We start from the raw sequence: 24,212 nt of genomic DNA, 5'->3' as shown, positions 1-24,212 counted from the left end.
CCTACGCGTGCCACACGTGGTCGGGACGCGTCTCTCCGTGTGGGGACTTGGTCATTCAGATCGCCGCATCCTTCAGATAGATCAAAGATTCCCCTTAAGTGGTGGGATTTTATCCCATATCTTACATCCATTCTTGCGTTCCCAAGCTTCATCATTAGTTTGTATTATATCATTTCCGTCACTATTGGTGCTACATACTACATTCCCGTATCTATATTTGCGTTTATGGTGTTGATCCCAAATTTCGTTTAACTGGTCATTGGTCATATCTTAATCATCCTTTTATTTCTGACTAAGAATAAACAATAGTATAGTAATTGCCGCAGCGCTTCGAAAGAGAGTACATTTGCTGATAGTGAATTTTAAGTTGAGACGCTGCGGCAACCATCGCGCAAGCAACGCACTTATCGATACCCGCCACCCGCGCGCGTCATCCTTCCAGGGAGCGGATCTCGTCGTTGGCCTGGCGCAGGCGGTGCGAGAGGGCGCGGCCGACGTTCAGCCACAGCTTCATGCCGAGCTCGGGTGACGCCTCGGTGATGGCCTTGAGCCTCGCGACCGGCAGGACGTAGCAGGCGGTGGCCGGGCCGGCGACGACGTCGGCGAGACGGGTGCCGCCGTCGAACAGGGCGATCTCGCCGAAGGTCACGCCGAGGCCGATGGCGGCGAGGCGCCGGTGCTTGCCGGTGCCGTGCAGGGCGACCTGCACCGTCGCCGATCCGGCGGCGAGAACGTAGAGCGCATCGGCCACATCGCCCTCGCGAATGATCAACTCGCCGGGTCCGTAAGCGACCAGCGAGACCACTTCGGAAAGGTGGGCGAGCTCGGCCTCGCTGAGCCCCGCGGCAAGATCCATTCCGGCGAGCGCATGAATGGCCGAGGCGGCCACCGGCCGGCCGTCGCGAGCGGCGAGCAGCTGGCACTCGCACCAGTCGATGGCCTCGTCCGCCGACGCGAAGACGACCTCCGCCGGGAACGGCGCCTCTCCCTCCGGCGTCAGCGCGGCCAGCGCGTCGGCGCCGAAGCCGGCGAGAAGGAAGGTCACGCCCCGCTCGTCGAGGCGCGCCCGCACCTCGACGATCACCGGCCAGACGCTGCGATCGACGCGCGCGGCGCGCTTACCGTCGAGCACCACATAGGACAGGCGAGAGAGGTCGGCATCGATCTTGCGGACCACCTGTTCGATTGAGGCGAAGAACAGGTCGCCCTGCAACTCGTAGACATGGACGCACCCGCCGATCCTCGCAAGGGTCTCCTGTTCGTCGAGGCGCCGCAGTCGCTTGGAGCGGACCTTGGCGCCGGAGTAGCTGCGGCGGATCGCCGACCTCGCGGTCGGATGGCTGTCGAAGACATGGAGATTGAAGCTCTCGGCCAGCGCCTCGCAGAAGCGGACGCCGCGGATGCTGTTGCCAAGCGGATCGAGGAGCGGCGAGAACGTGCCGATGCCGAACTGGCCGGGGAGCACGGCGATGATACCGCCCCCCACCCCACTCTTCGCCGGCAGGCCGACGCGAAAGCCCCACTCGCCCGAGAAGTCGTACATCCCGCAGCTCTGCATGACGCTGAGCATGCTGCGCACGTGGCATGCCGGCAGCGCCCGTTCGCCGGTAAGCGGATTGACCCCGGTGTTGGCGAGCGTCGCCGCCATGATCGCAAGGTCACGGGCATCGACAAGGATCGAGCATTGGCGGAAGTAAAGGTCGAGATGCTCGACGACCGGCTCTTCGATCATCCCGGCGTTGAGCTCGAGATAGGCGATGGCGCGGTTGCGGTGACCGGTTAGCTTCTCCGAGCGAAAGACCGCCTCGTCGACCGACAAGGGGCGGCCGGCAAAGCGCGCGAACATCCCCATGATCCTTTCCCAGCGCTCCTCGTGGGAAGCGCCGCGAATGAGCGAGGTCGTCGCGATCGCCCCGGCGTTGACCATCGGATTGAACGGCCGATTGCTGCGCTCATCGAAAACAATCGAATTGAAGGCATCGCCGCTTGGCTCGACGCCAACACGATCGAGCACCGCCTTGCTCCCCTGATCGCAGAGGGCGAGCCCGTAGCAGAACGGCTTCGAAACCGACTGGATGGTGAACGGCTGACGACTGTCGCCAAGCTCGTAGATCTGTCCGTCGAGGGTGGCGATGCACACCCCGAAGTGCTCGGGATTGGCCTTGGCCAACTCGGGAATGTAGGTGGCGACGGCGCCGGTCGCATCGGCACGGAAACGCTCAAAAAGATCCCCGAGGCAGGCGAGGATCGGCGAGCGATCGCCGGTCGCCTCATCGGGATCATAGTTTGCACCGACGAAATCCCTGAGCTCGCCCATTGTTGGCATTCTCCTTTGCGCGAAAGCCTCCCTGCCAACGATGCTAGATGAGTGCCCATAAAGTGTCCACAGCGCGCCACTGCACAAATGTTAATCAACGTCGCAGTTGAGAACAACGGCGCCCCGCTCGCCGGGGGCGCGCCTGCCACCTCATCCGTAGGTTGATCAGGGGCAGAGAGTCGCCACGCTTCTTTGGGCCCCGCGCGAGGGCCGGACGGGGTTTTAGCCAACGCGCCGTTCCCGCCGTGGCTCGATTCGTTGCGACGTCAAAAGCGCTACGGCGCTTGCGCTTGTTTGATTCTGCCAAACAGGGTTGCCAGAACGCCCGGCACCAGGATGACGGAGACCAGGATTTCGATATTTAACGCAATAACATTGCAAAATGGATAAACGTTACTGCAATAAGTTGTATAATGTGCTGTTGCGCTTCTCAGATCCAGCCTTGACGCTCGGCGGTGAGCTTGAGTTTGGCGGCGATGTCCTGGGCGGTACGGTCGGCGGCGCCTTCGATGGTCTCCGAGCCGGAGGCTTCGCCGTAGGCCTTTGCCGCGCCAGAAACGGCGAGGCCGAGAGGATTGGCGGTGGCGACGGCGACGACCAGCGGCACGGCGCCGCCGGGAGTCTTGCCGCTGCCGGCGGCGACCGTACCCGAGCCCAGCGGACGCACCCCTTGCGCGGTCATCACGAAGCCGTTGACCACCGTTTGCAGGTCGGCGGCGCCGGCACCGAAGCCGAGAGCGACCCGCTCAGTGGCGCTGCCAGCGTCGAGGGTGGCGAAGTAGCCGACGACGGCGACGTCGTTGAGCGCAAGCGCCGGCTGGCCTGCCGCCCGTACCGCCGGCAGGCCGAAGCTCTGCAGATCGGCGACCAGATCGCCGGCAATCTTGGCGCCAAGCTTGCGGCCGAGGGCGAGTTGCTCGGCCGCCGGCTGCGCCGCGGCGAGCCCGGGGCCGGAGATCGGATAGCCGGCGGGAAGATCGGACGTCGTCGCGGCGAAATCATAGACGACAATCCGCTCCGGGCGGACCAACTTTCCCTGATAGGGCTGATAGGCAGTGACTTCGCTGGATGCGCACCCGGCGAGAACGAGGATTGCGATGATGACGGCAGCGGTGTGGCGAACGATGGTCATGACGATCTCCGTGGCGGGCCGGGCGCGGGGAGACGGTGAAGCAACGGGTGGGAGGCACCGCGATCGCTTCCGCGAATGTAGAGCCGATCGCACGTGATGCAATCGGGGACTTTGCACCCGGTCGCGCAATTGCCGCTGCAAGGGATCGCGCCCGCTTCCCACGCGAGGCGGCATTGCGCCGTGCCCGCCTTGACTTGCCCTCATCGAGCCGCGAAGCTGCCGCGTGCCGAGGCGCTTGCGGAATCGGCTCTGGGACAGGCGTTGCGTGGCCGTCGCGCTCGCAGAACGCGGCCCTTGACGCAAGAACGATCCACAACATCGAGGGTGGGGAAATGATCGATAAAAAACACATCGGGCGGACGACACCGCCGCTGACCGTCGACGTCGAAAAGGGACGCCTTAAATTCTTCGCCAAGGCGATCGGCGAGACCGACCCGATCTATTCCGACGAGGCCGCGGCGATCGCCGCCGGCTATAAGGCGCTTCCGGCGCCGCCGACCTTTACTTTCTGTCTCGAAATGGAAACCAACTCTCTTTGGGACAACATCGCGGCGATGGGCGTGCCGGTCGGCAAGATCCTCCATGGCTCGCAGAGCTTCAAGTATCACGCGCCGATCTGCGCCGGCGACAAGATCACCTTCGTAACCAAGGTATCCGACATCTACGACAAGAAAGGCGGCGCGCTGGAGTTCATCGTCGAGGACTCGACGGCGACCAACCAGGATGGCGTGCTCGTTGCCGAGCTGCAACGCGTCATCGTCGTCCGTAACTGAGCGAGGGGAGGAACCATCGTCATGACCGCACCGAAGTTCGACGACCTCAACGTCGGCGACGAACCGATCCGCCTGGAAAACGCGCCGATTTCGCGCACCACGCTTGCCCTTTACGGCGGCGCCTCGGGCGACCACAACCCGATGCACATCGACATCGACTACGCCAAGGCCGCCGGTGAGGCGGACGTCTTCGCCCATGGCATGCTGGTGATGGCCTATCTCGGCCGATCGGTGACCGCGTTCGCGCCGCAGACGACCGTGCGCAGCTTCTTCACCCAGTTCAAGGCGATCACCCGCGTCGGCGAGAAGATCGTCTGCACCGGCAAGGTCGCGGAGAAATCCGAAGCCAACGGCGAAAAGCTGGTCAAGCTCGCGCTCTCCGCCGTGAATGAAAAAGGCGAGGTCAAAGCCACGGGCGAAGCCATCGTCGCCCTCGCCTGATCGTCTGACAGCGAAAGCGATGCCGCCGCCCGCCGATCTGATCCGGCCCTATCGGAAAAGATCCGGGCGGCGGCATCCATAGCCGCCGCCCGCCCAATTCCCTTCCAAGCTGCTTGAACGCCAACGAACGCGCCTTGACGCTCGATGGTTACTCCGCCGCGACCTTCGCCATCGCGTCGTGTTCGCGGTGATAGCGATCGAGGCGCTTGACCTCTTCCGCCGAGCCGAGAATGACAGCGCAACGCTGGTGCAGTTCGCGCGGCTGCAGGTCGAGAATGCGCGCCCGGCCGGTGCTCGCCGCGCCGCCCGCCTGCTCGACGATGAAGCTCATCGGGTTGGCTTCGTACATCAGCCGCAGCTTGCCGCCCTTCGCCCGGTTCTCCGCATCGATCGGGTAGAGGAAGGCGCCCCCGCGGCACAATACCCGATGCACTTCCGCGACCATTGATGCCACCCAGCGCATGTTGAACGACTTGCCACGTGGTCCCTCCTTGCCGGCAAGGCACTCGTCAATATAACGCTTCACCGGCGTCTCCCAGAAGCGGGCGCGCGACGCGTTGATGGCAAACTCGTTGGTTTCGGCAGGAATGCGCATGTTTGGATGGGTGAGGATGAACTCGCCGATGGCGTTGTCGAGCGTGAAGCCATTGACGCCGCGTCCGGTCGTCAACACCAGCATGGTCGACGAGCCATAGAGCGCGTATCCCGCCGCGACCTGTTGCACCCCCGGCTGCATGAACTCGGCCTCGCCTGGCTGGGTCACCCCCTCGGGGCAGCGCAGGATCGAGAAGATCGTGCCGACAGAAATATTGACGTCGATGTTGGACGATCCGTCGAGCGGATCAAACAACAAAAGATAATTGCTGTGACCACCCGTCGAAATCACGTGCACGTCGTCGACTTCTTCGGAGGCCATACCCGCATAGTTACCGCCGAGCGTGTTCAAGTGCATGAAAATATCGTTGGCGAGAACATCGAGCTTTTTTTGATCTTCACCTTGGACATTCTCGCTGCCTGCTAGGCCAAGATTTCCTGCCAAGCCACCGCGGTTGACTTCGTGCGAAATCATCTTGCAGGCGGTAACGATATCGCTGATTAGCGTGGTGAAATGACCACTCTTGCCGAGCCGGCGTTGTTCTTCGATGAGGAAATGGGTAATGGTCGTTCTGGTGTGCGGCATTGTTGTTCCCCTGCCGAGGTGGAGCCCGCCATGCGGGTTGAAAATCGACACGTGAGTCTATCGCGTACCCGGCTCATTGACACGCGCATGAGTTGTGCTGCAGACGCAATATAGCTATGTTGAATTTGCGTGCATAAGCGAAAAATGGTTCGCAGACGCACAATCGCAGCGGCTAGCGCCGCGGCATGCCCCCCGAGGCAGTCCCACAGGCACCTGTGGAAGCGCCGGCCGCCAATTCGCAGCGGAGCACCCGGCGAACCTCATCTGGAACGAATGGCTTTTCGATCACCGGCCGATTCGCCTCGCTGAGAAAGCGTTGCGCCGGCTCGCCCAGCGTATCCCCGGTGATGAAGACAATGCGGGTGAGCATCTGCGGCGCCGTGCTGCGCAAGGCGCGCCAAAACCCGGGTCCGTCGAGTTCGGGCATGATCAGATCGCTGAGAATAAGATCGAACGCCGAAGCGCGGATGCGGGCAAGGGCATCGCGCCCGTTGGCCGCGACCTCGACAAGGTGGCCCTCGCCCATGACGATTTCGGCGAGGATCTCGGCGATGTCGGCCTCGTCGTCGACAATCAGCACCCGGCGGCGGTCTGCCGCGAGATCGTTGTGCCCGGCCATCCTCTTATCCCGCTCCCGGTCGAGGCATCACCGGCAGGGTCATGACGAAGACCGCGCCACGCCCGGCGTCGGCGCAGAGGCCGAAAGACCCGCCGTGAACCTCGATGATGCGATAGCATATCGACAATCCCATGCCCGTGCCTACGCCGACCGGCTTGGTGGTGAAGTACGGCTCGAAAATGCGGTGGCGGATGTCCGCCGGAACGCCAGGCCCGGTATCGGCGACGGTCACGACGAGGGCGCGGGCGTCGCCGTCGAACGCACCGCTCACCCGCACGCGGCGCTCGCCGTCATGCTCAGCCATCGCCTGCTGGGCGTTGAGCAGAAGGTTGCTGAACACCTGGCCGAGCTGACCGGCATCGCCGAGGATCTCCGGCAGCTCAGCCGGCAGGTCCACCTCGACCACGATACCACTACTGCGCATCCGCGAGGACACGAGTTCAAGCGCCTGCTCGAAAACGTGGGGCAAGCGGACCGGCTGGCGGGCGCTCGCCTGCTGCCGGGCCATGGTGAGGAACGCCTTGACGATGCGCCCACAGCGCTCGGCGGCGCCGCGCAGCTTCTGCGCCGCCTCACCTTGTGGCCCGCCACGCAGCTTTTCTTCCAGCAGGACCGACCGGCCGACGACCACCGAGAGCGGGTTGTTCAGTTCATGGGCGATGCCAGCAAGCAGAGAGCCAAGCGCCTTCATCTTTTCCGCCTGCCGGAGCATTTCATGCTGGCGGGCGATTGTCGCTTCACTGCGCCGACGTTGTTCCAACTCCCGCTCCAGGCGGTCGTTCAATTCGGCGAGCGTGGTCGACCGCTCGCTGAGCACAGCCTCGCGCGCCTCAATCTCCGCCGCCATGGTGCTGACCGAGCGGGCCAGCGCGCCGAGTTCATCGTCGCGCTCGACGTCGATCGCGCCGTGCGGTCGCCCCGAGGCGATCTGGCGGGTCGCTTCGACCAATCTATGCAGGGGTCGCGCCACCTGCATCTTCAGCACGAGATAAAGAATTCCGATCTCGAGCAGGAGCGCCGCCAGACCGAGCAGAAAGACGCCGCGCGCCGCCGCCCAGGCCCGCGCGGCGACGACCGCCTGCGGGAAGACGGTCACGAACCACCACCCCGGTGCCTCGAGCCGGGAGACCGCGAGGTATTCGTCATCGCCGACGTTTTCAACGATCGTCTCGTTTCCACTGCGGCTGCGGGCACGATCGAAGATCCGCTGGAGATGCGGATCAGCCGTTTGCTCGATCGTCAATGCCCCGCCGTTGGCGAGGATCGCCTCCATGAACCGCGGATGCGCGATCAGGCCGCCGTCGTCGCGGAAGATGGCGGTATAGGCGCCCTCAATGTCCGAGTGCAAGGTGCGGTCGAGCAGCTCGCGCAACAGAATATCGTTTCCGACCGATAACAGATGCCGGCCGTCAAGGTTCGCCGGCTCGATCCCCGAAACCAGCCAGTCATCGACTCCGTAGTCGAAATAAAGGTTTGACCACAGGCGCGTGCCCACCTTTCGCTCCGGCGTCGCGAGTTGGACGACGCCGGCGGATGCGGGTGATATCAAAGACAGCTTGCCTTCGATCTCCCAGTCGCTCGCCTCCAGCGCCCACGGATGGTTCGGCCAGTACATCAGCACCGCATGCTCAGGGGTGATGACGTAAAGGTTGACGAAGCGGTTGCGCCACGCCGGTCCGAACCGCGCCAGCACGTCGAGCGCGACCAGCAGGCGCCGCTGTAGATCAAAGGAGACCTCACTGAACCGCCCGACATAGCCGGTGATCCCGGAGCTGCGATAGACGCTCGCATCGAGGCGAAGGTTCCCGGATGGATCGGCATGAAACAACGAGCGAAACCGCGCCGCGATCGCCTGATCGTCCGGTGCCTGATCGCGCGCCCGATATTCCGCGAGGTAGCGTTCGGCAAAGGTCTCGAGATGGTCGGCGGAGAGAACGAAGGCGATGCTCTCCCGCGCCTGTCGCTCGTGCGCATAGGTCGAGAGCTGGGCGAGCGCCTGATCTTGCAGCGCCGAGCGCACCTGCCAGTAGCTCAGCACCGAGGCGATCGTGACCACGACGCCGATGCGCACCGCGACCTGCCCGAGCGTGCGGCCGATCAACGAGCGGGTGCGCATCGATCACGCGCCCGCGCCGTCGCGCGTTCGTTCAAGGAACAAGCTGGGCCAGCGGCGGCGGGTTGGTAACGCCGAGCCGCGCCGCGATGGTCGGGTTGAAATAAAGCCGTCCCTCCCGGTTATAGGTCATCGGAATCCGCGATGGCGAGACACCGTCGAGGATCGCCATCGCCGCCTCGGCGGCCCATCGCCCCTGCTCCTCCGGAACCTTCGCCACGCCCAGCAGCGAGACATTCATCAGCCAGGAAAAGTCGGTTCCGGCGGGAATTCGCGAGCCGCCCGCGGCAAGCTCGCGCGCGGCTCGGGCGTCCCAGTCATGAATGGCGCCGACGCCGAGGATCAGCAGCATGTCGACCTCGTCCTGGGCCCGTTCGAACGCCTCGACCCACTGCGCGAAGGTATCGGCGAAATACACCTTATCGTAAGCGATCCCGAACACCTTGCGGTGGTATTCGAGTTCCTTGCGCTTCGTTTCGGTGTCCTCGGCGAGGAACCCGAGACGCGGTCCGTGCGCATACGGGCGCAGAAGGCGAATGATCTGCGGGATCGGCGAGACCTCGATCATGCCGGTCGCATTGGTGAATGGCAGGCCATAAGCGGCGGCGTCCCAGTTCAATCCGCAAAAGACGAACGGCAGCGCCGCGTCCTTATAGTAGGGCGCGATCACATACTTCGCCGCCGGATCGTCACTCGCCGTCACCACATCGGGAGCGAACCGCTCGATCTCCTCCTTGATCCGCAGCGCGGCAACCTCGATCTCGGCTTCGGAAGCGTGGCGCTTGCTGTCGAGAAAGACCACCTTGAGATCGACGCCGGTACCGGCGAACGCCGCGGCGATGGCCGCATCAATCCGGTCGTTCCACTCGTTGCCGGCGTGATAGGAATCGATATGCAGGACCCGCCGGCCGGCATAAGCGCCGGGATCGGCCGCCGGCGCCGGGGGCGAGCAGACGACGACGAGGGCAGCGAACGCCCACGCCAACAGTTGCATGCGTGCCAGGTCGGCCTCCCCCGTCGATCGGTGCCATGCCGGTGCGATGGCCGAATGATCGGCCATCGCACCGACTCAAGGCAAGGGCGACGAAGGCGGCCGCGAACACACGACGGTCACCCGGTGGCAGGAGCCTCGGGCGACGATGACAAACGCGGCTGAGGACTGGGATGGGCCTCAGATGTTCTGCAGGACGAACCGGTTGTTGAGCGATTGCGTCGGCCGCGCATCCATCGGGAACAACGTGGCAAATCGTCCAATCTGCTCCGCCGACGCCTCGATCGGGTCGCGCAGTACCGTCCACAGCACACCTTCGGAACACGGCGGTGTCGTCAAGGAGCCAAAGTAGCGAAAGTACGTCCGATCCTGCGGCAGCACGTCTTCGGGAGTGACGACCACGCCTGCCACCACCTGCTCCGGGCCGGCGCTCTCCGGCATGGCGTCAAACACGGGAGCCAGTGCTTTATTTTCACTCCCCGCGCGGATGAAGGCGCCGACGACGGCGATTTCCCGTTCGGCAGACAGATGAACGAAGTGCGCTTCCATTTCAAAGTGGTTGCCGACGAGAAGATGCTCGCTTGGATGATGGAAATGAAACTGGGCAAGAGCGTACGACTTGCCGGCAATGTGGGCGGTACTGCCCGGCTCGCAGTTCACCTGGATGGTATGGCCATTGTTGATGATGCGCAGGGGAATAGGCTTCCAGGCGATATCGAGACTGCCGAGCTCGGCGGGGATCGCCGCTCCGATATCGATCGGCGATTGCTGGGTTCCCAGCGCGCACGCCTTAAATGCCGGCTCAAGATCTCCCCAGAGCATCGGTCCCGCGTCACCTTCGTAGTCCCAGTGCGGGCCGTGCCCCTCGCCAGCAGCAGCTCTCGTCAGCGCGGCACACACCGGGCAAACGCTCATGAGCCCCATTGCGACGCCTTTAAGGACGGATCGTCTATGCATGCCGGTGCTCCCTGCTCAAGACTTCGGCGTAAACGGGCACGTTTAGCAAAAAAACTACCCCCGTCGGGTTAAGCGCGCAAGTGCTGGTGATCTCGTCCGGGTAAAGTTTCAACGGCGATCGTCCGCGACGCCTTCGCGGTAATCGTCCGCGACGCCTTCGCGTCGGTCATCGAGACATTTGCCGTGTTCGCGCAGCGCCTTTGCCGTCGGCGAGACGAGTTGGCGGCGGGCGATGACGAGAACCATCAGCACGGTCGCAACGATAAAAACCCGCGGATCGATGAACCAGCCGAACGCGGCGAAGGCGAAGTAGTAGGCGCGCACGCCGGCATTCAGCTCGCCGACCGCATACGTCAGCACCGCCGCCATCCGTTCGGCGTAGGCATCGACGTCGATGGACTCGCGGCGCGCGTCCGGAGCGCTACCCACGACCGCGGAGAAGTAGTTGAACTGGCGCAGCGCCCAGGTGAACTTGAAAAAAGCATAAATAAATATCGCGATGAGCAGCACGACCTTCCATTCGAACAGCCTCTGGCCGCCGCCGAGCAGGAGGGTGATGTTGCCGATGGCGGCGTAGATACGGTCGGCCGATCCCAGCACGCCGATCAGTCCGGCGACGACGAACATCGTCGTTGACGCGAAAAAGGACGCGCTGTGGATGACGTGCCCGACCAGCGTCGAGTCGACGATGCGGTTCTCACGCACCAGCAACGCGCGCATCCAATGGCGGCGCAGCGACGCGAGCGCGGCATTGATGCTCGTGCGGCGTCGCCATCGCCCGTCAAACAGGGCCTGGTAGACGACCCAGACGACGAAGAAGTTGGTAACGGCGACGATATCCAGCGTGGAGAATTCGCCCGCCATGGTGCTCTTTCTCTCCTCGTTCGCAACCAACAACTGGCGCGAAGCCGTCGCGCCGCTGCCCGCATCCCGCGATGATCGGCCATCGCTTCCCGGCCGCCGGGGCGTGATCCGCTGGCGAGGGGCTACGCCAGGCGAGTCGTCCAACGCTCGTTCCTACCCCGCTCAGGATCAACGCTTCTTCTCGCATGACGGTTATTACCCGTTTCACAGGCTGTCACAAAATTGCGCGCAGGCAAGCCAAAGCTAGGAAGGCCCACTACTGGACGCTACTAATCATCCTCGGAATGAGCCGCCGGCCCCAGGGAATGACCCCAGGGAATGAAATGGCGGACGCCGTCAGAGTCGAAGGGACAAGACGATGGGCACGCAAACCTTTCGCTTGCGGAGCGCTGACGCTATCAGCAGCCTCGTCGCCGCGCATGAATCGATTGACGCTTTCAGCACCGCAGCCGCAGAGGCGGCCACCTCCGTCAACGACTGGCTGGCAGGTGACGCCGAGGTGCCGGCGGGCGCCCGCGTCGCCCTCGCCGCCGAGGCCGCAAACGCCGAGGAGTCCGTGGACGGCGTGGATGCAGAGATCGCGACCGTCGCGCTTCAGACGCTGAACGGCCTGGCCGGCGACGATACCGTCGCAGGCGATGTCCTCGCCGGCAGCGGGGGGACCGTCGGCCTTCTCGCCCTCGCCGGCGCCGGCGGCGAGGTCTCGGCCGCGCAGGGGGCGATTGGTGCCGGTCGCGGGGGCGATAGCGGCCAGCTCACCGCCTTCGACGATCAGCTTTTGGGCGGGCTCGGCGATGATCGGTTGGTCGGCGATGTCTTCTCGGCGGGAAAGGGGCTGATTACCCTGACTGCCGACAGCGGCCGTGGCGGCTCGTCGAGCGTGGCGCTCAGCGGCCTTGCAGGCAACGCCGACACCATCCGCGCGTTCAACGACACCCTGCTGGGCGGTGATGGCAATGATCTCATTGTCGGTGACGTTCACCGCGCGTTCGCCATCGGCGATATTACCCTCGACGCCCTTGCGGGGACCGGCGCCGACGCCGCCAGCGGGATCGGCGCCGACGGCGGCACCGACGCCGTCGTCCGGGCGTTCGACGATTCGCTGATCGGCACGTCCGGCGACGATACGCTCGTCGGGGACGTCTTCGGTATCAGCGATTCCGGCGTGGTTCATCTCGCCGCTGCGGCCGGTGATGGCGGAGACGGATCACCCGGCGGCAACGGCGGCGGCGACGGGCGTATCTTCGCGTTTGACGACACCTTGCGCGGTGGCGACGGTGGCGACGTCATGATCGGCGACGTCTATCGCCTGTTCAGTCACGACCGCGCCGAGATTCTCGTCTCCGCGGGCGGTGGCGGCACGGCGATTTACGGCGAGATCGGCACGACGATCGCGGCGGAAGGCGGCAGCGGTCATTTCGACCGAGCGGCGATGGATGTGCTCTTCGGCGTCAACGGTGACGACGTGCTCGTCGGCGACGTGGCACACGTCAGCGCGTCGGGCGACGTCTCCCTGACCGCCGAGGCGGGGAGCGGCGCCACACTCCCCAGCGATGCCGGGGTCGGCGGCAACGGGGGCAGCGACAATGATGTGGGTGCCTTCCATGACCTGCTCAGCGGCGGCAACGGCGCCGACCTTATCGTCGGCGACGCGCGCGGGCTCGACGATGACGGTGCGATGACATTGTTGGCGGCGGCAGGCAGCGGCGGCGTCAGCAGCTACGGCACCCTCGGCGGCGACGGCGGCGATGCCAACCGGACAAGCGGATTCAACGATACGCTCGACGGCGGCGGCGGCGCGGACACCCTCGCAGGTGACGTCCTGTCGGACCATGCATCCGGCACGATCCTGCTGGCTGCGTCCGCCGGCTGTGGCGGCTATGGTTACGACCGCATTGGCGGGACGGGCGGAGCGAACAATACGGCGGCCGCCTTTAACGACATCCTGACCGGGGGCGACGGCAACGACGTTCTCGTCGGCGATCTCGCCGCGTCGTTCGCCGATGGCGCGCCGTTTGAATTGACCCGGGCAACGCTGAGCGTCCGCGTCGGCGCGCAGGGTGCCGCAGGCGCCGCCAACGGTGGCGCGGACAACGTCGTGCAGGCGTTCGACGATACGCTCGCGGGCGGTAACGGCGATGATCTGCTGGTTGGCGACGTGTTCTTGGCCATCGATACCCTCGACCAGCGCCTGATCCTGCGGATCGATGCCGCGGGCGACGCCGGCAATCAAATGACCGCCTTTCGCGACCGCCTCGATGGCGGCGACGGTAACGATACGCTCTATGGCGATTTCTTTGACGGCGCCGCCGGCTTTTCCGCGCTTCTCTCGCCGGGCGGTACGTTCGGCGGCCTGCCGTTGATGTTCGCCGACACGCTGGCGGGCGGAGGCGGCGACGACGTCATCGCCGGCGGGCTCGGCACGGACACCCTGTCCGGCGGTGGAGGTGCCGACCGCTTCGTCTGGACGCTCGACGATCTGAGTTTTGCCCCTGGCCTGCCGCCGGTCGATACGATCACCGACTTCGACCTTAATGATACCCTCGATCTCAGCGGCTACTTCGCCGCGTTCAATTTCCCGGTCGGCGTTGCGCCGGATGCGACCTACATCTCGCTGCGCGTCGACGGCGGGGCGACCATCGTCGGCGTAAACGCAAGCGGTGGCCCCAGCCACGATGACTTCGTCCGGCTCGCCGGTTTTACCACGGCCCTTGACGTCCAGGACCTCATCGACAGCGGCGTCATCCTGATCGCCTGATCCGCTGGCCTCGGCTGTTTCTTCTGGCCTGTGATTGTTGGAGCTCGGGCAGAGTGTTATGCTGATGGTTCCGGCCAAAGGCGCCGTCTGACACTTGGCAGTGCAACGTTTAAAATAGCAAAGTTCGTTTCTTCTTAAGGGGGGGGGATCAACGCACATGGGACTCATTGCGCCGGTCTGGCCGGCAGGGTTGGCGCGTCTTGTCGGCGACATCACCAACGAGGACGGAAGCGGCGCCGGCCTGACGCTTGGCGCCGGCAACGCCGATAGCGTCGTCGGCGGTGCCGATGGCGAGATCGTGCGCGGCTTTGCGCAGACGCTGAGCGGATCGGACGGCGCCGATCTGATCGTCGGCGATGTTCTGGTCAGCGGCGGCGGAGACGCCGCGCTGCTCTGCCGTGTCGGCGCCGGCGGGAAGACCCGGTACAGTTATCCAGACTACACGTACTCTTCCGCGGGCTCGGGCGGCAGCAATGCCCGGGCGTTCGCGTTCAACGATTCGCTCTACGGTGGAGCTGGCGACGATGTCATAGCCGGCGACGTGCTGGCCAGCGGCAAGGGTGATGTTGACCTTTCGATCGCCGTCGGCGACGGCGGCTCGACCGCGGCGGCACCGGTTGGTAGCGGCGGATCGAACAACCTCGCACGTGCCTTTGCGGACACGATCAATGGAGTCGACGGCGACGACGTTTTGGCTGGCGATGTCTTCCGATCGGTCGCGCTCGGCAATACGACTCTCGCCATTTCCGTCGGCCACGGCGCCGCCGTCGCATCTCGTGGTCATTATTTCGAAGCCTTTCCGCAGGCTGGCGGATCAGACAACATTGCACGAGGTTTTGCCGACTCGCTGGTCGCCGCAGGCGGCGACGATGTGCTCGCCGGTGACGTCCTTTCGACCTTTGAGTTCGGAACGGTCGCGCTGAGTGTCGCCGCCGGTGTTGGTGCGAGTGGGTATAGTGTCGCAGGCAGTGGCGATGATAACCGCGCGTTCGCGGCGAGCGACACACTACGCGGCGGCGATGGCAATGACCTGATCTCTGGCGATGTTCTGAGGTTTTCCAGCCATGGCACAACCACCGGAGTCGTTTCGGCGGGTGACGGTGGAAATGGTGCCGCGGGCCGTTTTGGCGATACGACCGGCGGACACGGCACCGACGGCAACGCCGCGCTCGTCGGCAACGACCACGTCGTCGCCGGGAATGGCGACGATACGGTGGTCGGCGATGTCTATAACCAGCTGTCCGCGGGCGACGTTGGCCTCGCCGTTTCCGCCGGTTGCGGACACGACGCCTCGTTGATCGGAACCTACCAGGGTCCGTCGGGTGGCGCTGGTGGAGGCGCGAATTACGCCGGCGGCTTCAATGATCTGATGCTCGGCGGCACCGGCGCCGATCGCGTCGTCGGCGACGTCGCACTGTTCGATTCCACCGGCGCGCTGAGCCTCAGCGTCGCCGCCGGTTCCGGCGGTTCGGTGACTGCCACGACCAACAATTACTACGGCAACGGCGGCAACGGCGGCAGTACGAATTCGGTCCATGCCTTCTCGGACGACTTGAGGGGCGGCGACGGTAATGACTGGCTGGTCGGCGACATCGAGGTGAGCAACTCTAATGGGGACCTCTCGCTGACCGCCGCGGCGGGCAATGGCGGCGATGGCAAGGGCGAAGCCTATGCCGCCGGAGCGGGCGGGACGGGTGGCGATGCCAACCTTGCGGTGGCCTTCAATGACCGTCTCGAAGGGGATGACGGTGCCGATACATTGGTCGGCGACATCCTCATCAGCGACCCCAATACCGCGTATGAGGGTACACTTGATCTCAGCGTCAATGCCGGGGGCGACGGCAGCGGTTCGACTGTGGCACTCGGCGGTGCCAGCAATGCGGTCTCGGCGTTCAACGACACCTTGCAAGGCGGCGCTGGCGACGACCTGCTGGTCGGCGACGCCTTCAAGATCGGCGGTCAGAGCGATGCCCCCTATATCGGCATCGTCGGCGGCAGCGATGATACGGTGACCGCCTTTCAGGACATCCTGGTCGGTGGTGAGGGCAACGATACGCTGATCGGCGATACCAACGATACTCTCCGTTCCGACATTTTGCTCCACATCGACGGCACGTTCACCGGTCGCGACGGCCTGTTCGGCGATACGCTGATCGGCGGCAAGGGCAACGACGTCCTTCAAGGGGGACTGGGCGCGGACAGCATGACCGGGGGTCCCGGCACCGACCGGTTCGTTTGGACGAACGGCGACTTCGAGAACATCGCCTCGCCGACTTTTACGTGGCAACCGCCGGTCGATACCATCACCGACTTCGCAGCCGGCGACGTCCTCGACTTCAGCGGAGCTCCATACCCTCACGTCAGCGGCCTTTCGACCGATGGCACCAGTACGATCGTGCAGGGGGACTTTTTTGGGACGACTTACGATCTCGTCCGTCTGAACGACTTCACGACCACCCTCAGCCTCCAGCAACTCATCGACAGCGGTGTCATCCTGATCGCATGATCGTGGCGGCGTGCTAGCATGGAGCCCGCGGCGCACCGGGGATGGGGACTTCCTCCCCCGCGCGTTGTTCTTGTGCGTCCCCGCTCTGCCGATCGTAATGCTTGCCGAATGAGTTCGATGACCACCCAGCTCGCCGCCACCGCTGACCATCCTGCACCTGCCGCCGCCCTGCCGGTCCCGCAGTTCCGCTTTCTCGCCTCGCGCCAGCTCACCGCGTTCATGGCCGAGCATAAGCTGAGCCTCGGTTTCACCACCTACCAGGCGGGGCTGATGTTTCTCGTCGGCCTGCAGGACAACGGCCGCTTTCATTTCGCCAACCGCAGCTTTCCGCGCTGCATGGGGCTGTGGTGCGATGGCGAGCAGATGTGGATGAGCTCGCTCTACCAGCTGTGGAACTTCCGCAACGTGCTGGCGCCGGGCGAGACGCGCGGCGGCTACGACCGGCTGTTCGTTCCGCGCGTCGCCTATACCACCGGCGATCTCGACATTCATGACATCGGCGTCGACGCTGGCGGGCGGGCGGTCTTCGTCAACACGCTCTACTCGTGCCTCGCCCGGCCGTCGGACGCCCATAGCTTCGTGCCGCTATGGAAGCCGCCGTTCATCAGCAAGATCGCCGCCGAGGACCGCTGCCATCTCAACGGCATGGCGATGGCGGACGGCCGGCCGCGCTACGCCTCGGCGATCTGCCGAAGCGACGCGGCCTCCGGCTGGCGCGACCGGCGCGAGGACGGCGGCTGCCTCGTCGACATCGACGCCGACCGGCTGCTGACCACCGGGTTATCGATGCCGCACTCGCCGCGGCTGTGGCGGGACCGGCTGTTCGTACTCGAGTCCGGTACTGGCTGGTTCGGCGAGGTCAACCGCGCGACCGGCGCCTTCCAGCGGATGACCTTCTGCCCCGGTTATCTGCGCGGCCTTGCCTTTCACAAGGATTTTGCCATCGCCGGACTTTCCAAGCCCCGTCGCGACATGGCCTTTTCCGGCCTTGCGCTCGACCGGGCGCTTGCCGAGCGCGACGTCGACGCGCGATGCGGGATCGTCATCATCGACCTTGCTTCGGGCGACCTCGTTCACTGGCTGCACATCGAGGGCGACATCGGCGAGCTCTACGACGTCGTCGCCCTGCCCGACTGCCAGCGGCCAATGCCGCTGGGCGTGCTCACCGACGAGGTCCGCCGCGCGATCACCATAGGCGAGCCCGCCGCACTATCGCCGGGTCCGTGAGCCGGCGCGACGCCGGCGGAAGCGACACCGCGGCGCCGGCGATTTTCGGTTTCGGCCCGGCGCGCGGGTCGTGGCCAGCGCGCCGGCGCCAGCCTAAAGCCGCGTCTTGGCGCCGAGAGAGGCGAGGAAGCTGTCCGTCGAGCCGGCACGCAGCAGCGATAAGGCACACCCGAGTTCGCGATCGCCGGGCGGATCGCCAACGGCGGGGCAGGACTCGGCATTGACCGATCCCTGCGAGGTATGCTGGGCTTCCCCCTGCGCCGGCAGCGCACCGGGAAGGTCGACCTCGTGGGAATTATCGCCTGAGGCGTCTTCCACACCGGTCAGGGCGATGTCGGGTACGACGCCGCGGGCCTGGATCGCCTCGCCTGAGGGCGTATAGTAAAGCGCGGTCGTCAACTTCAGCGCGCCTTCGATCGGCAGGCGCATGACCGTCTGCACCGAGCCCTTGCCAAACGACCGCGAGCCGATCACCGTTGCGCGGTGGTGATCCTGGCGCGCGCCGGCAACGATCTCGGAGGCCGACGCCGAACCGGAGTTGATCAGCACGACGATCGGCAGCCCCTCGACGAGGTCGCCGCGGTCGGCGCGGAACGTGCGGTCGCTCCCCAGTTCGCGCCCGTGAATGCTGACGATGGTTCCGGAATCGAGAAACTCGTCGGCCACGGCGAGCGACTGATCAAGCAGCCCCCCCGGATTATTGCGCAGATCAATGACCAATCCCTGCAGGTTGTTCCGCCCGGCGCGCTTCATGTCGGCCACGGCCTGCTCGACCCCGTCGCCGACCTTCTCATTGAAGCTGACGATCCGCAGGTAGCCGATGTTGCCTTCCATCCGCCAACGCAGTGGCTCGATGGTGATGATGGCGCGGGTGATGACGACGTCGAAGGTTGGTCCCTTGTCGCGTTGAATGCTGAGCTTGATCCGGCTTCCCGGCTCGCCGCGCATCGTGTTGACCGCATCGCGCAGGTTCATTCCTTCGATCGAGGCGCCGTCGATGCCGACGATCAGATCGCCTGGCTTCAGACCGGCGCGATCGGCGGGCGTGCCCTCGATCGGTGAGATCACCTTGATTCGCCCGTCTTCCTGGGTGACCTGAATCCCCAAGCCGCCGAATTCGCCGGAGGTCACCATCTCGGATTCCCGCAGTTCCTCGGCGGTCAGATACGCCGAATGCGGATCGAGCGAGGCGGTCATCGCGTCGAGCGCGATCTCGACGAGCTGGCTCGCCGGCATCGATGCCGGCGCCGGGTCCTGGCACGAACGCCATCGATGGCGGCGTCGATCAGCTTGCTTTCCGGCACCTCTTCGACGTACGCCATGCGCACGCGCTTGAGGGCATCGCGGAATTGCTTGAGCTGCCGCGTGTTATTCGGATCACTCGCGTAGGTGGCAAAAAACGCGTTAAAGCGCCCGATATCGCTGGTCGCGCGAGTCCACGAATGGGCGGCTCCGAACGATTGCGCCTGAGCGGTCTGCGATGGGGCGGTACGTATCGCCGGCGGGTGCTCGCTCGCCCAGCCGTCCACCCCGGCCGCCAAGCCAGCGGCGAACGCCAAGGCCACCGCGATAAACCACATCGTCCTGACGTTACGCAAAACGTTCAACGCTCCGTCCCTCCACCGCGTCGCCGACCCACGATGGGTGCCGCGATGTACAAACCTGCTTCGCGCCGTCCGGCATCATGCCCGCGGCGGACCCTGCCAAAGCAAACCCCGCCCATGTTACGGCAACTCCTTGCATATGGTCCACAGAGCGCGCCGTGCAATTCAAGCGATCCATTTCAGCAGCAAGACGATCATAGCGCGATCTCTTTTGTTTGCCCGGTGATATGAGCAGGACCAGACGCCGTCGCGCGGCCGGGAGCAGAGGCGCGTTTCCGCGCGTCAGCGCTCCCCGCTGCACTTCCCGCCGCGGGGCGGCCAAGTGCCTCAAAACTCGTCCACAGCGCCAGAGTCCACAAGACAAGCGCGCTCGCCTGATGCATCGCCGCCAGCGGCAGGGCGACGATGGAGAGCAAGGTCGCGATCCCCAGCCCGACCTGCACGCACACCCAGCCGGCAAGCGCCGCCGATGCCCGCCGTACCTCGGCGGTCGTGCCCGGGCGGCGTGACCAGACGAACTGCGCCAGCACGCAGGAGAACGTCGTCAACGCCAGCAAGCGGTGGGTGAACTGAACGGTGGTGACGTCCTCGAAGAACGAACGCCACCACGGCGAGGACGCGAGCAGGTGCGCCGGGATCAGCTCGCCGTCCATCAGCGGGAAAGTGTTATAGGCGTATCCCGCATCGAGACCGGCGACGAAACCGCCGGACACGATGGTAACGAAGATCAACGCCGTGATCGCCATCGCCCGGCCGGCGACGGCGCGCGAGGGAAGCACAACCGCGCGCCGGGGCAATAGCAGGCCGAGCGCGACCCACAAGATATACGCATAGATGACCAGCGCCATGCCGAGATGCGCGGCGAGGCGGTACTGGCTCACGTCGGGCCGGTCGACCAGGCCGCTGGCGACCATGTACCAGCCGAGTCCGCCCTGCAGGCCGCCGAGCACGAACATGCCGAGAAGCTTCAGCGAAAAGGCGCGATCGATCCAGCGGCGGGCAAGAAAGACGATGAACGGAACGGCAAAGGCGAGTCCGATCAGTCGCCCCCACAGCCGGTGCACGAACTCCAGCCAAAAGATGCTCTTGAAATCGGCCAGGGACATCCCGGCATTGATCTTCTCGTATTCGGGGAAGGCCTTGTAGGCGGCGAACGCCTGCTCCCAGGACTCCTGCGACAAGGGTGGCAGCCAGCCGGTGACCGGCCGCCATTCGACCATTGACAAGCCGGATTGCGTCAGACGTGTAAGACCGCCCAACACCACCATGGTGAAGACCATTCCGGCAAGCACGAGGAGCCAAGAACCGAGTATCCGCTCCCGACGCCGCGCGCCGCCATTGTCCTTGTACTGCACCGGATCTACCCTGCCCGTTCTATCGTTTGCCCGCTCGCGCCACCCGCCCGCACCGCGCCTGCGAACGCGGTACGCGCGGTTGAGCATCGCAGTATCGTCGTCGCGCCTGGCGAATCCAAGCACCTCCTTGTGCTTGCGCGCAGGATCGGCGCGCTTGCGGGCGCGATCAGCGGACTTGCGGCGTACCGCAGCTTCGCTTAGGTGTGGTCAACGACGAAGCCACGCGGGACGGGCAGGAAGGACAGACAAAGGTGACGGCCGAATCCGTGCACCCGGTTTATCTTGTCGGCGCGGGTCCGGGCGATCCCGACCTGCTGACGGTCAAGGCCGTGCGCGCCTTGCAGGAGGCGGACGTCGTCGTTTACGACAAGCTCGTTTCTGCCGCGATCCTCGACCTCATCCCAGCGGGTGCCACGCGCATTTTTGCCGGCAAGGTCGCCCGCAATCACCATATGCAGCAGGCGGAGATCAACGCGCTCCTGGTTGGTCTGGCGAAGTCCGGCCGCCGTGTCGTCCGCCTCAAGGGCGGCGATCCGTTTCTTTTCGGCCGCGGCGGCGAGGAAGCGCTGGCACTTGCCGGACACGGCCTGTCGTTTGTCATCGTGCCGGGGGTAACGTCGGCCTCGGGGTGCACCGCCTACGCCGGTATTCCGCTGACGCATCGCGGCCTCGCCCACGGAGTCCGCTTCGTCACCGGCCACACCCAGGACGAGGACCGCCTCGAACTCAACTGGCAGAGCTTGGCTGATCCCGAGACCACGCTCGTCGTCTACATGGGCCGGATCAACGTCCAGCGCATCGCCGAGCAACTGATCGCCCACGGGCTTGCCGCCGACACGCCGGCGGCGGTGATCGTCGACGGCACACGGGCAGATCAGGCGAGCATCGTAACCAACCTCTCGTCCCTGCCGGAGTGCGTCGAGCAGATAGGACGGGCGGCACCGACACTGCTCGTCATCGGCCGGGTCGCGGCGCTGGCTGGCGCGCTGAGCTGGTTCGCTCCGACGTCGGCGGACGATGCAGGATCACGCTCGGCCGGCTGAACGCCGGCTTGCATTACAATCGAGCCCACGCCGCACTGAGCGTCTCATGCGAGCCTCGCCCGCCTGATGGCCGCGGCGGCGGAGCAGATCCGACGCCGCCGCGGGTGCAGGTGATGATTTTGCGGTAGTCGGCTTACGGTGCGACCTTTTCCGGGTGCTCCCGGTCTGTCCGGCACCACCGCGCCATCTCGTGCGCGGCGTGGCGCGCCCATTCGGCCGCCTCGTGGCCGATCTGCGCGTAGCGTTCCGCGCGCTGACGCTCAAGGCCAATCATCGCGTTGATAACCGCCGGGTCCGGCATTTCCGGTGTTTCGTTGGCGGTCAGCGCCGTCGCGGGCCGCTGCCCGCTGCGCTCGTTCAGTCTTTCGAATCCGTCCATCATGCAACCCTCGCATCCAGAGAATTGGCTACCCTTCGGCGGATCCTCCCTCGGTTTCCTTTTCCGTCGCCGCCGCGAAAGCGCGCTCGCGCCGCGGCTCCCTATAGACGTCGGATCATCGAGCCCTGGAATCAATGGGATTGCTGCGCTGCAAAATTAGGAACCTGCGAACTAGTGCATTTTTGTCGCACTCTTGTCACATTGGCCTGGTTCACCGGCTGACGCGCGCTCCTGCGCCGGCGCACCAAACCCTGGCCGCGTCAAAACAGGTGCTGTCCGCCGGTTACCCACAGTTCGCTGCCGGTGACGTATCCCGAATCGGGCGAGCACAGGAAAAAGATCGCGTTCGCCACGTCCTGCGGCGTTCCCATTCGCTCCAGCGGAATTCGCGGGATGAGCACATCGTACTCCGGCTGGATCATGTCGGTTTCGATCTCGCCGGGCGCGACGGCATTGACACGGATGTCGAGGGCGGCGCACTCGTAGGCCAGCTCGCGGGTAAGCGCCGACAGGGCCGCCTTGGAGATCGAATAGGCCGAGCCGGCGAACGGATGCACCGCATGCCCGGCGATCGAGGTCACGTTGACGACGGCGCCTTTTCCCTTGTGCAGGGCGGCGGCGAAACCGCGGACGAGGCGCAGCGCGGCGAAGAAGTTGATCTCGAGGACCTCGTGCCAAGCGTCGAGGTCTCCATTCAGGCAGCCCAGCCGCTCCTTGTAAGGCGTCTTTGGCGACATTCCGGCATTGTTGACCAGCGCTTGCAGCGGCCCACCGTCGAGCACCGCGTTGGCGGCATCGACGAATGCGGCGAGGCTCGCGGGATCACCAAGGTCGGTCGGAATGTGGCAGGTCCAGTTGGGGTCGCGCCGACATTCCGCCGGTGTATCATCCCGCGAGCAGGTCAGGATTCGCCAGCCGCGGTCGAGGAAGGCCTTTGCCGTCGCGTGGCCAATTCCCCGGCTCGCGCCGGTGATGATCACCGTCGGCCGCGAGGCAGCACCCTCGCTCATCGCCCACGGCCCGCCGGCGTCGGCGTCCATCTGCCTTGGTTCATCGGCCCCTCCGCGACGCGCCGTCAGTGGACGATGAGCAGCGGCATCGCCGCCTTCTCCAGCATGTAGCGGGTCACACCGCCCAAGATCAGCTCGCGCAGGCGGCTGTGCGAATAGCCACCCATCACCACGAGGTCGGCGCCGGCCGCGGCGTCGGCGAGCGCCTGACCCGCCGCGCCGTGGGGGGCAACGGCAAACCGGGCGCTGGCAATGCCGTGCCAGGTGAGATAATCAGCGATGTCGTCGAGCGTGGCGCGGCCGGCGCTCTCCTCCTGGACGCTCACCGCGGTGACCTGCTCCGCCGCATGCAGGAACGGCATCGCGGCGGCGACCGCGCGCGCGGCTTCGGCGCTGCCGTTCCAGGCGACGACGATCTTCTTGCCGACGCTGTACGCTTCATGCCCGGCGACGAGCACGGGACGCCCGGTCTCGAAGAGAGTCACGCTGAGGGTCATCCGGGTGCCGCTGGTATCACCCGGCGCCGGACGCCCGATGACGATCAGGTCGGACAGGCGGCCGAGGTGGACCAGCGCCTCGTCCTCGCGTCCGCTCCGCTCGATCCATGCCGCGGATGGGCCGCCGGCGTTCGGCGCAGCCACGGTGGGCATTCCCGCTTCGTGCTGCTCGCGCACGAACATCTCACGCGCGCCGCTCGCGCGGGCGGCGCTCTCCCGCTCGCTCAGATCGATCAGTTCCTGGACGACCGCGCCGGACATGCCTTCGCCGACGAACGGCACGGTTTCCGCCGCCTCGATCCGCACATGCAGTCCCTCGACGTGCGCGCCGAACGTGCGCGCCACCGCGAACGCCGTTCGCAGCGCGATGCGTTCATGCTCGGCATCCTCGATTGGAACGAGAATCTTGCGAATATTCATCACTCTTGTCCCCGTCTATCGTCGCG

The 24,212-nt window shown here is 65.2% G+C and carries 20 protein-coding genes; 6 read left to right on the top strand and 14 right to left on the bottom strand.

Annotated features, from left to right (window positions below):
• Positions 1–430: 430 nt before the first annotated feature.
• Both glsA and IPK66_13080 read right to left on the bottom strand, forming a co-directional pair.
• Positions 431–2,317 (bottom strand): glutaminase A, encoded by a 1,887-nt coding sequence (gene glsA / locus IPK66_13085; protein ID MBK8176149.1) that lies wholly within the window; start codon positions 2,315–2,317, stop codon positions 431–433.
• Positions 2,318–2,747: 430 nt separating this feature from the next.
• Positions 2,748–3,449, bottom strand: a complete 702-nt coding sequence (locus IPK66_13080) for a DUF4410 domain-containing protein (protein ID MBK8176148.1) — start codon at positions 3,447–3,449, stop codon at positions 2,748–2,750.
• Positions 3,450–3,781: 332 nt separating this feature from the next.
• Between IPK66_13080 and IPK66_13075 the strand changes: the two genes are divergently transcribed.
• The gene (locus IPK66_13075) at positions 3,782–4,222 is read left to right on the top strand and encodes a MaoC family dehydratase N-terminal domain-containing protein (GenBank protein MBK8176147.1); all 441 of its coding nucleotides are present in this window, start codon (positions 3,782–3,784) and stop codon (positions 4,220–4,222) included.
• 21 nt (positions 4,223–4,243) lie between these two features.
• A complete protein-coding gene (locus IPK66_13070) occupies positions 4,244–4,663 on the top strand; it encodes a dehydratase (GenBank protein MBK8176146.1) in 420 nt (139 codons plus the stop codon).
• Positions 4,664–4,811: 148 nt separating this feature from the next.
• On the opposite strand, the gene IPK66_13065 is transcribed toward IPK66_13070, so the two are convergent.
• The 6 genes from IPK66_13065 to IPK66_13040 all read right to left on the bottom strand — a co-directional run bounded on the left by IPK66_13065 (position 4,812) and on the right by IPK66_13040 (position 11,387).
• Positions 4,812–5,843, bottom strand: coding sequence for a class 1 fructose-bisphosphatase (locus IPK66_13065; protein MBK8176145.1), 1,032 nt, complete (start codon positions 5,841–5,843; stop codon positions 4,812–4,814).
• Positions 5,844–6,015: 172 nt separating this feature from the next.
• The gene (locus tag IPK66_13060; protein MBK8176144.1) at positions 6,016–6,462 is read right to left on the bottom strand and encodes a response regulator; all 447 of its coding nucleotides are present in this window, start codon (positions 6,460–6,462) and stop codon (positions 6,016–6,018) included.
• Positions 6,463–6,466: 4 nt separating this feature from the next.
• Entirely contained in the window at positions 6,467–8,578 is a 2,112-nt protein-coding gene (locus IPK66_13055) for a HAMP domain-containing protein (protein MBK8176143.1), read from the bottom strand.
• A gap of 31 nt (positions 8,579–8,609) precedes the next feature.
• Positions 8,610–9,635 (bottom strand): ABC transporter substrate-binding protein, encoded by a 1,026-nt coding sequence (locus tag IPK66_13050; protein ID MBK8176142.1) that lies wholly within the window; start codon positions 9,633–9,635, stop codon positions 8,610–8,612.
• Between the two features lie 111 nt (positions 9,636–9,746).
• The gene (locus tag IPK66_13045; GenBank protein ID MBK8176141.1) at positions 9,747–10,523 is read right to left on the bottom strand and encodes a carbonic anhydrase family protein; all 777 of its coding nucleotides are present in this window, start codon (positions 10,521–10,523) and stop codon (positions 9,747–9,749) included.
• A 108-nt stretch (positions 10,524–10,631) separates the two neighbouring features.
• Complete coding sequence (locus IPK66_13040; protein MBK8176140.1) at positions 10,632–11,387, bottom strand: DUF599 family protein; 756 nt, start codon at positions 11,385–11,387, stop codon at positions 10,632–10,634.
• Positions 11,388–11,745: 358 nt separating this feature from the next.
• On the opposite strand from IPK66_13040, the gene IPK66_13035 reads away from it, so the two are divergent.
• The 3 genes from IPK66_13035 to IPK66_13025 all read left to right on the top strand — a co-directional run bounded on the left by IPK66_13035 (position 11,746) and on the right by IPK66_13025 (position 17,878).
• On the top strand, positions 11,746–14,145 hold the full coding sequence (locus IPK66_13035) for a calcium-binding protein (protein MBK8176139.1): 2,400 nt from the start codon (positions 11,746–11,748) through the stop codon (positions 14,143–14,145).
• 157 nt (positions 14,146–14,302) lie between these two features.
• Positions 14,303–16,651 (top strand): calcium-binding protein, encoded by a 2,349-nt coding sequence (locus IPK66_13030; GenBank protein MBK8176138.1) that lies wholly within the window; start codon positions 14,303–14,305, stop codon positions 16,649–16,651.
• Between the two features lie 117 nt (positions 16,652–16,768).
• Positions 16,769–17,878: a TIGR03032 family protein gene (locus IPK66_13025; GenBank protein ID MBK8176137.1), complete on the top strand. Its 1,110-nt coding sequence runs from the start codon at positions 16,769–16,771 to the stop codon at positions 17,876–17,878.
• A gap of 93 nt (positions 17,879–17,971) precedes the next feature.
• Here the strand turns inward: IPK66_13025 and IPK66_13020 are convergent, their stop codons facing one another.
• The 3 genes from IPK66_13020 to IPK66_13010 form a co-directional block, all read right to left on the bottom strand.
• Positions 17,972–19,114 (bottom strand): S41 family peptidase, encoded by a 1,143-nt coding sequence (locus IPK66_13020; protein MBK8176136.1) that lies wholly within the window; start codon positions 19,112–19,114, stop codon positions 17,972–17,974.
• Positions 19,072–19,485, bottom strand: coding sequence for a hypothetical protein (locus IPK66_13015; protein ID MBK8176135.1), 414 nt, complete (start codon positions 19,483–19,485; stop codon positions 19,072–19,074). The genes IPK66_13020 and IPK66_13015 overlap by 43 nt, the downstream gene beginning before the upstream one ends.
• Before the next feature lie 191 nt (positions 19,486–19,676).
• Positions 19,677–20,924 (bottom strand): COX15/CtaA family protein, encoded by a 1,248-nt coding sequence (locus IPK66_13010; GenBank protein ID MBK8176134.1) that lies wholly within the window; start codon positions 20,922–20,924, stop codon positions 19,677–19,679.
• 164 nt (positions 20,925–21,088) lie between these two features.
• On the opposite strand from IPK66_13010, the gene cobA reads away from it, so the two are divergent.
• Positions 21,089–21,880 carry a uroporphyrinogen-III C-methyltransferase gene (gene cobA, locus IPK66_13005; GenBank protein MBK8176133.1) on the top strand — a complete coding sequence of 264 codons (792 nt, stop codon included), beginning with the start codon at positions 21,089–21,091 and terminating at the stop codon, positions 21,878–21,880.
• A 133-nt stretch (positions 21,881–22,013) separates the two neighbouring features.
• Here cobA and IPK66_13000 read toward each other — a convergent pair whose 3' ends face one another.
• From IPK66_13000 to IPK66_12990, 3 genes are all read right to left on the bottom strand, one after another.
• A complete protein-coding gene (locus IPK66_13000; GenBank protein ID MBK8176132.1) occupies positions 22,014–22,259 on the bottom strand; it encodes a hypothetical protein in 246 nt (81 codons plus the stop codon).
• A 260-nt stretch (positions 22,260–22,519) separates the two neighbouring features.
• Positions 22,520–23,269 (bottom strand): SDR family oxidoreductase, encoded by a 750-nt coding sequence (locus IPK66_12995; protein MBK8176131.1) that lies wholly within the window; start codon positions 23,267–23,269, stop codon positions 22,520–22,522.
• Between the two features lie 65 nt (positions 23,270–23,334).
• Positions 23,335–24,186 (bottom strand): universal stress protein, encoded by an 852-nt coding sequence (locus IPK66_12990; GenBank protein ID MBK8176130.1) that lies wholly within the window; start codon positions 24,184–24,186, stop codon positions 23,335–23,337.
• Between the last annotated feature and the right edge of the window lie 26 nt (positions 24,187–24,212).

This window comes from Rhodospirillales bacterium (assembly GCA_016712595.1).
Taxonomy (GTDB): domain Bacteria; phylum Pseudomonadota; class Alphaproteobacteria; order Rhodospirillales; family Defluviicoccaceae; genus Defluviicoccus.
The sequence above is the reverse complement of the archived record's forward strand: the minus strand, read 5'-3'. Positions and strand labels throughout refer to the sequence as shown.

Bases quoted from the DNA above. Each gene is read 5' to 3' on its own strand.
- glsA (MBK8176149.1), bottom strand. From the start codon at position 2,317: ATGGGCGAGCTCAGGGATTTCGTCGGTGCAAACTATGATCCCGATGAG.
- IPK66_13080 (MBK8176148.1), bottom strand. From the start codon at position 3,449: ATGACCATCGTTCGCCACACCGCTGCCGTCATCATCGCAATCCTCGTT.
- IPK66_13075 (MBK8176147.1), top strand. From the start codon at position 3,782: ATGATCGATAAAAAACACATCGGGCGGACGACACCGCCGCTGACCGTC.
- IPK66_13070 (MBK8176146.1), top strand. From the start codon at position 4,244: ATGACCGCACCGAAGTTCGACGACCTCAACGTCGGCGACGAACCGATC.
- IPK66_13065 (MBK8176145.1), bottom strand. From the start codon at position 5,843: ATGCCGCACACCAGAACGACCATTACCCATTTCCTCATCGAAGAACAA.
- IPK66_13060 (MBK8176144.1), bottom strand. From the start codon at position 6,462: ATGGCCGGGCACAACGATCTCGCGGCAGACCGCCGCCGGGTGCTGATT.
- IPK66_13055 (MBK8176143.1), bottom strand. From the start codon at position 8,578: ATGCGCACCCGCTCGTTGATCGGCCGCACGCTCGGGCAGGTCGCGGTG.
- IPK66_13050 (MBK8176142.1), bottom strand. From the start codon at position 9,635: ATGGCCGATCATTCGGCCATCGCACCGGCATGGCACCGATCGACGGGG.
- IPK66_13045 (MBK8176141.1), bottom strand. From the start codon at position 10,523: ATGCATAGACGATCCGTCCTTAAAGGCGTCGCAATGGGGCTCATGAGC.
- IPK66_13040 (MBK8176140.1), bottom strand. From the start codon at position 11,387: ATGGCGGGCGAATTCTCCACGCTGGATATCGTCGCCGTTACCAACTTC.
- IPK66_13035 (MBK8176139.1), top strand. From the start codon at position 11,746: ATGGGCACGCAAACCTTTCGCTTGCGGAGCGCTGACGCTATCAGCAGC.
- IPK66_13030 (MBK8176138.1), top strand. From the start codon at position 14,303: ATGGGACTCATTGCGCCGGTCTGGCCGGCAGGGTTGGCGCGTCTTGTC.
- IPK66_13025 (MBK8176137.1), top strand. From the start codon at position 16,769: ATGACCACCCAGCTCGCCGCCACCGCTGACCATCCTGCACCTGCCGCC.
- IPK66_13020 (MBK8176136.1), bottom strand. From the start codon at position 19,114: ATGCCGGCGAGCCAGCTCGTCGAGATCGCGCTCGACGCGATGACCGCC.
- IPK66_13010 (MBK8176134.1), bottom strand. From the start codon at position 20,924: ATGCTCAACCGCGCGTACCGCGTTCGCAGGCGCGGTGCGGGCGGGTGG.
- IPK66_13000 (MBK8176132.1), bottom strand. From the start codon at position 22,259: ATGGACGGATTCGAAAGACTGAACGAGCGCAGCGGGCAGCGGCCCGCG.
- IPK66_12995 (MBK8176131.1), bottom strand. From the start codon at position 23,269: ATGAGCGAGGGTGCTGCCTCGCGGCCGACGGTGATCATCACCGGCGCG.
- IPK66_12990 (MBK8176130.1), bottom strand. From the start codon at position 24,186: ATGAATATTCGCAAGATTCTCGTTCCAATCGAGGATGCCGAGCATGAA.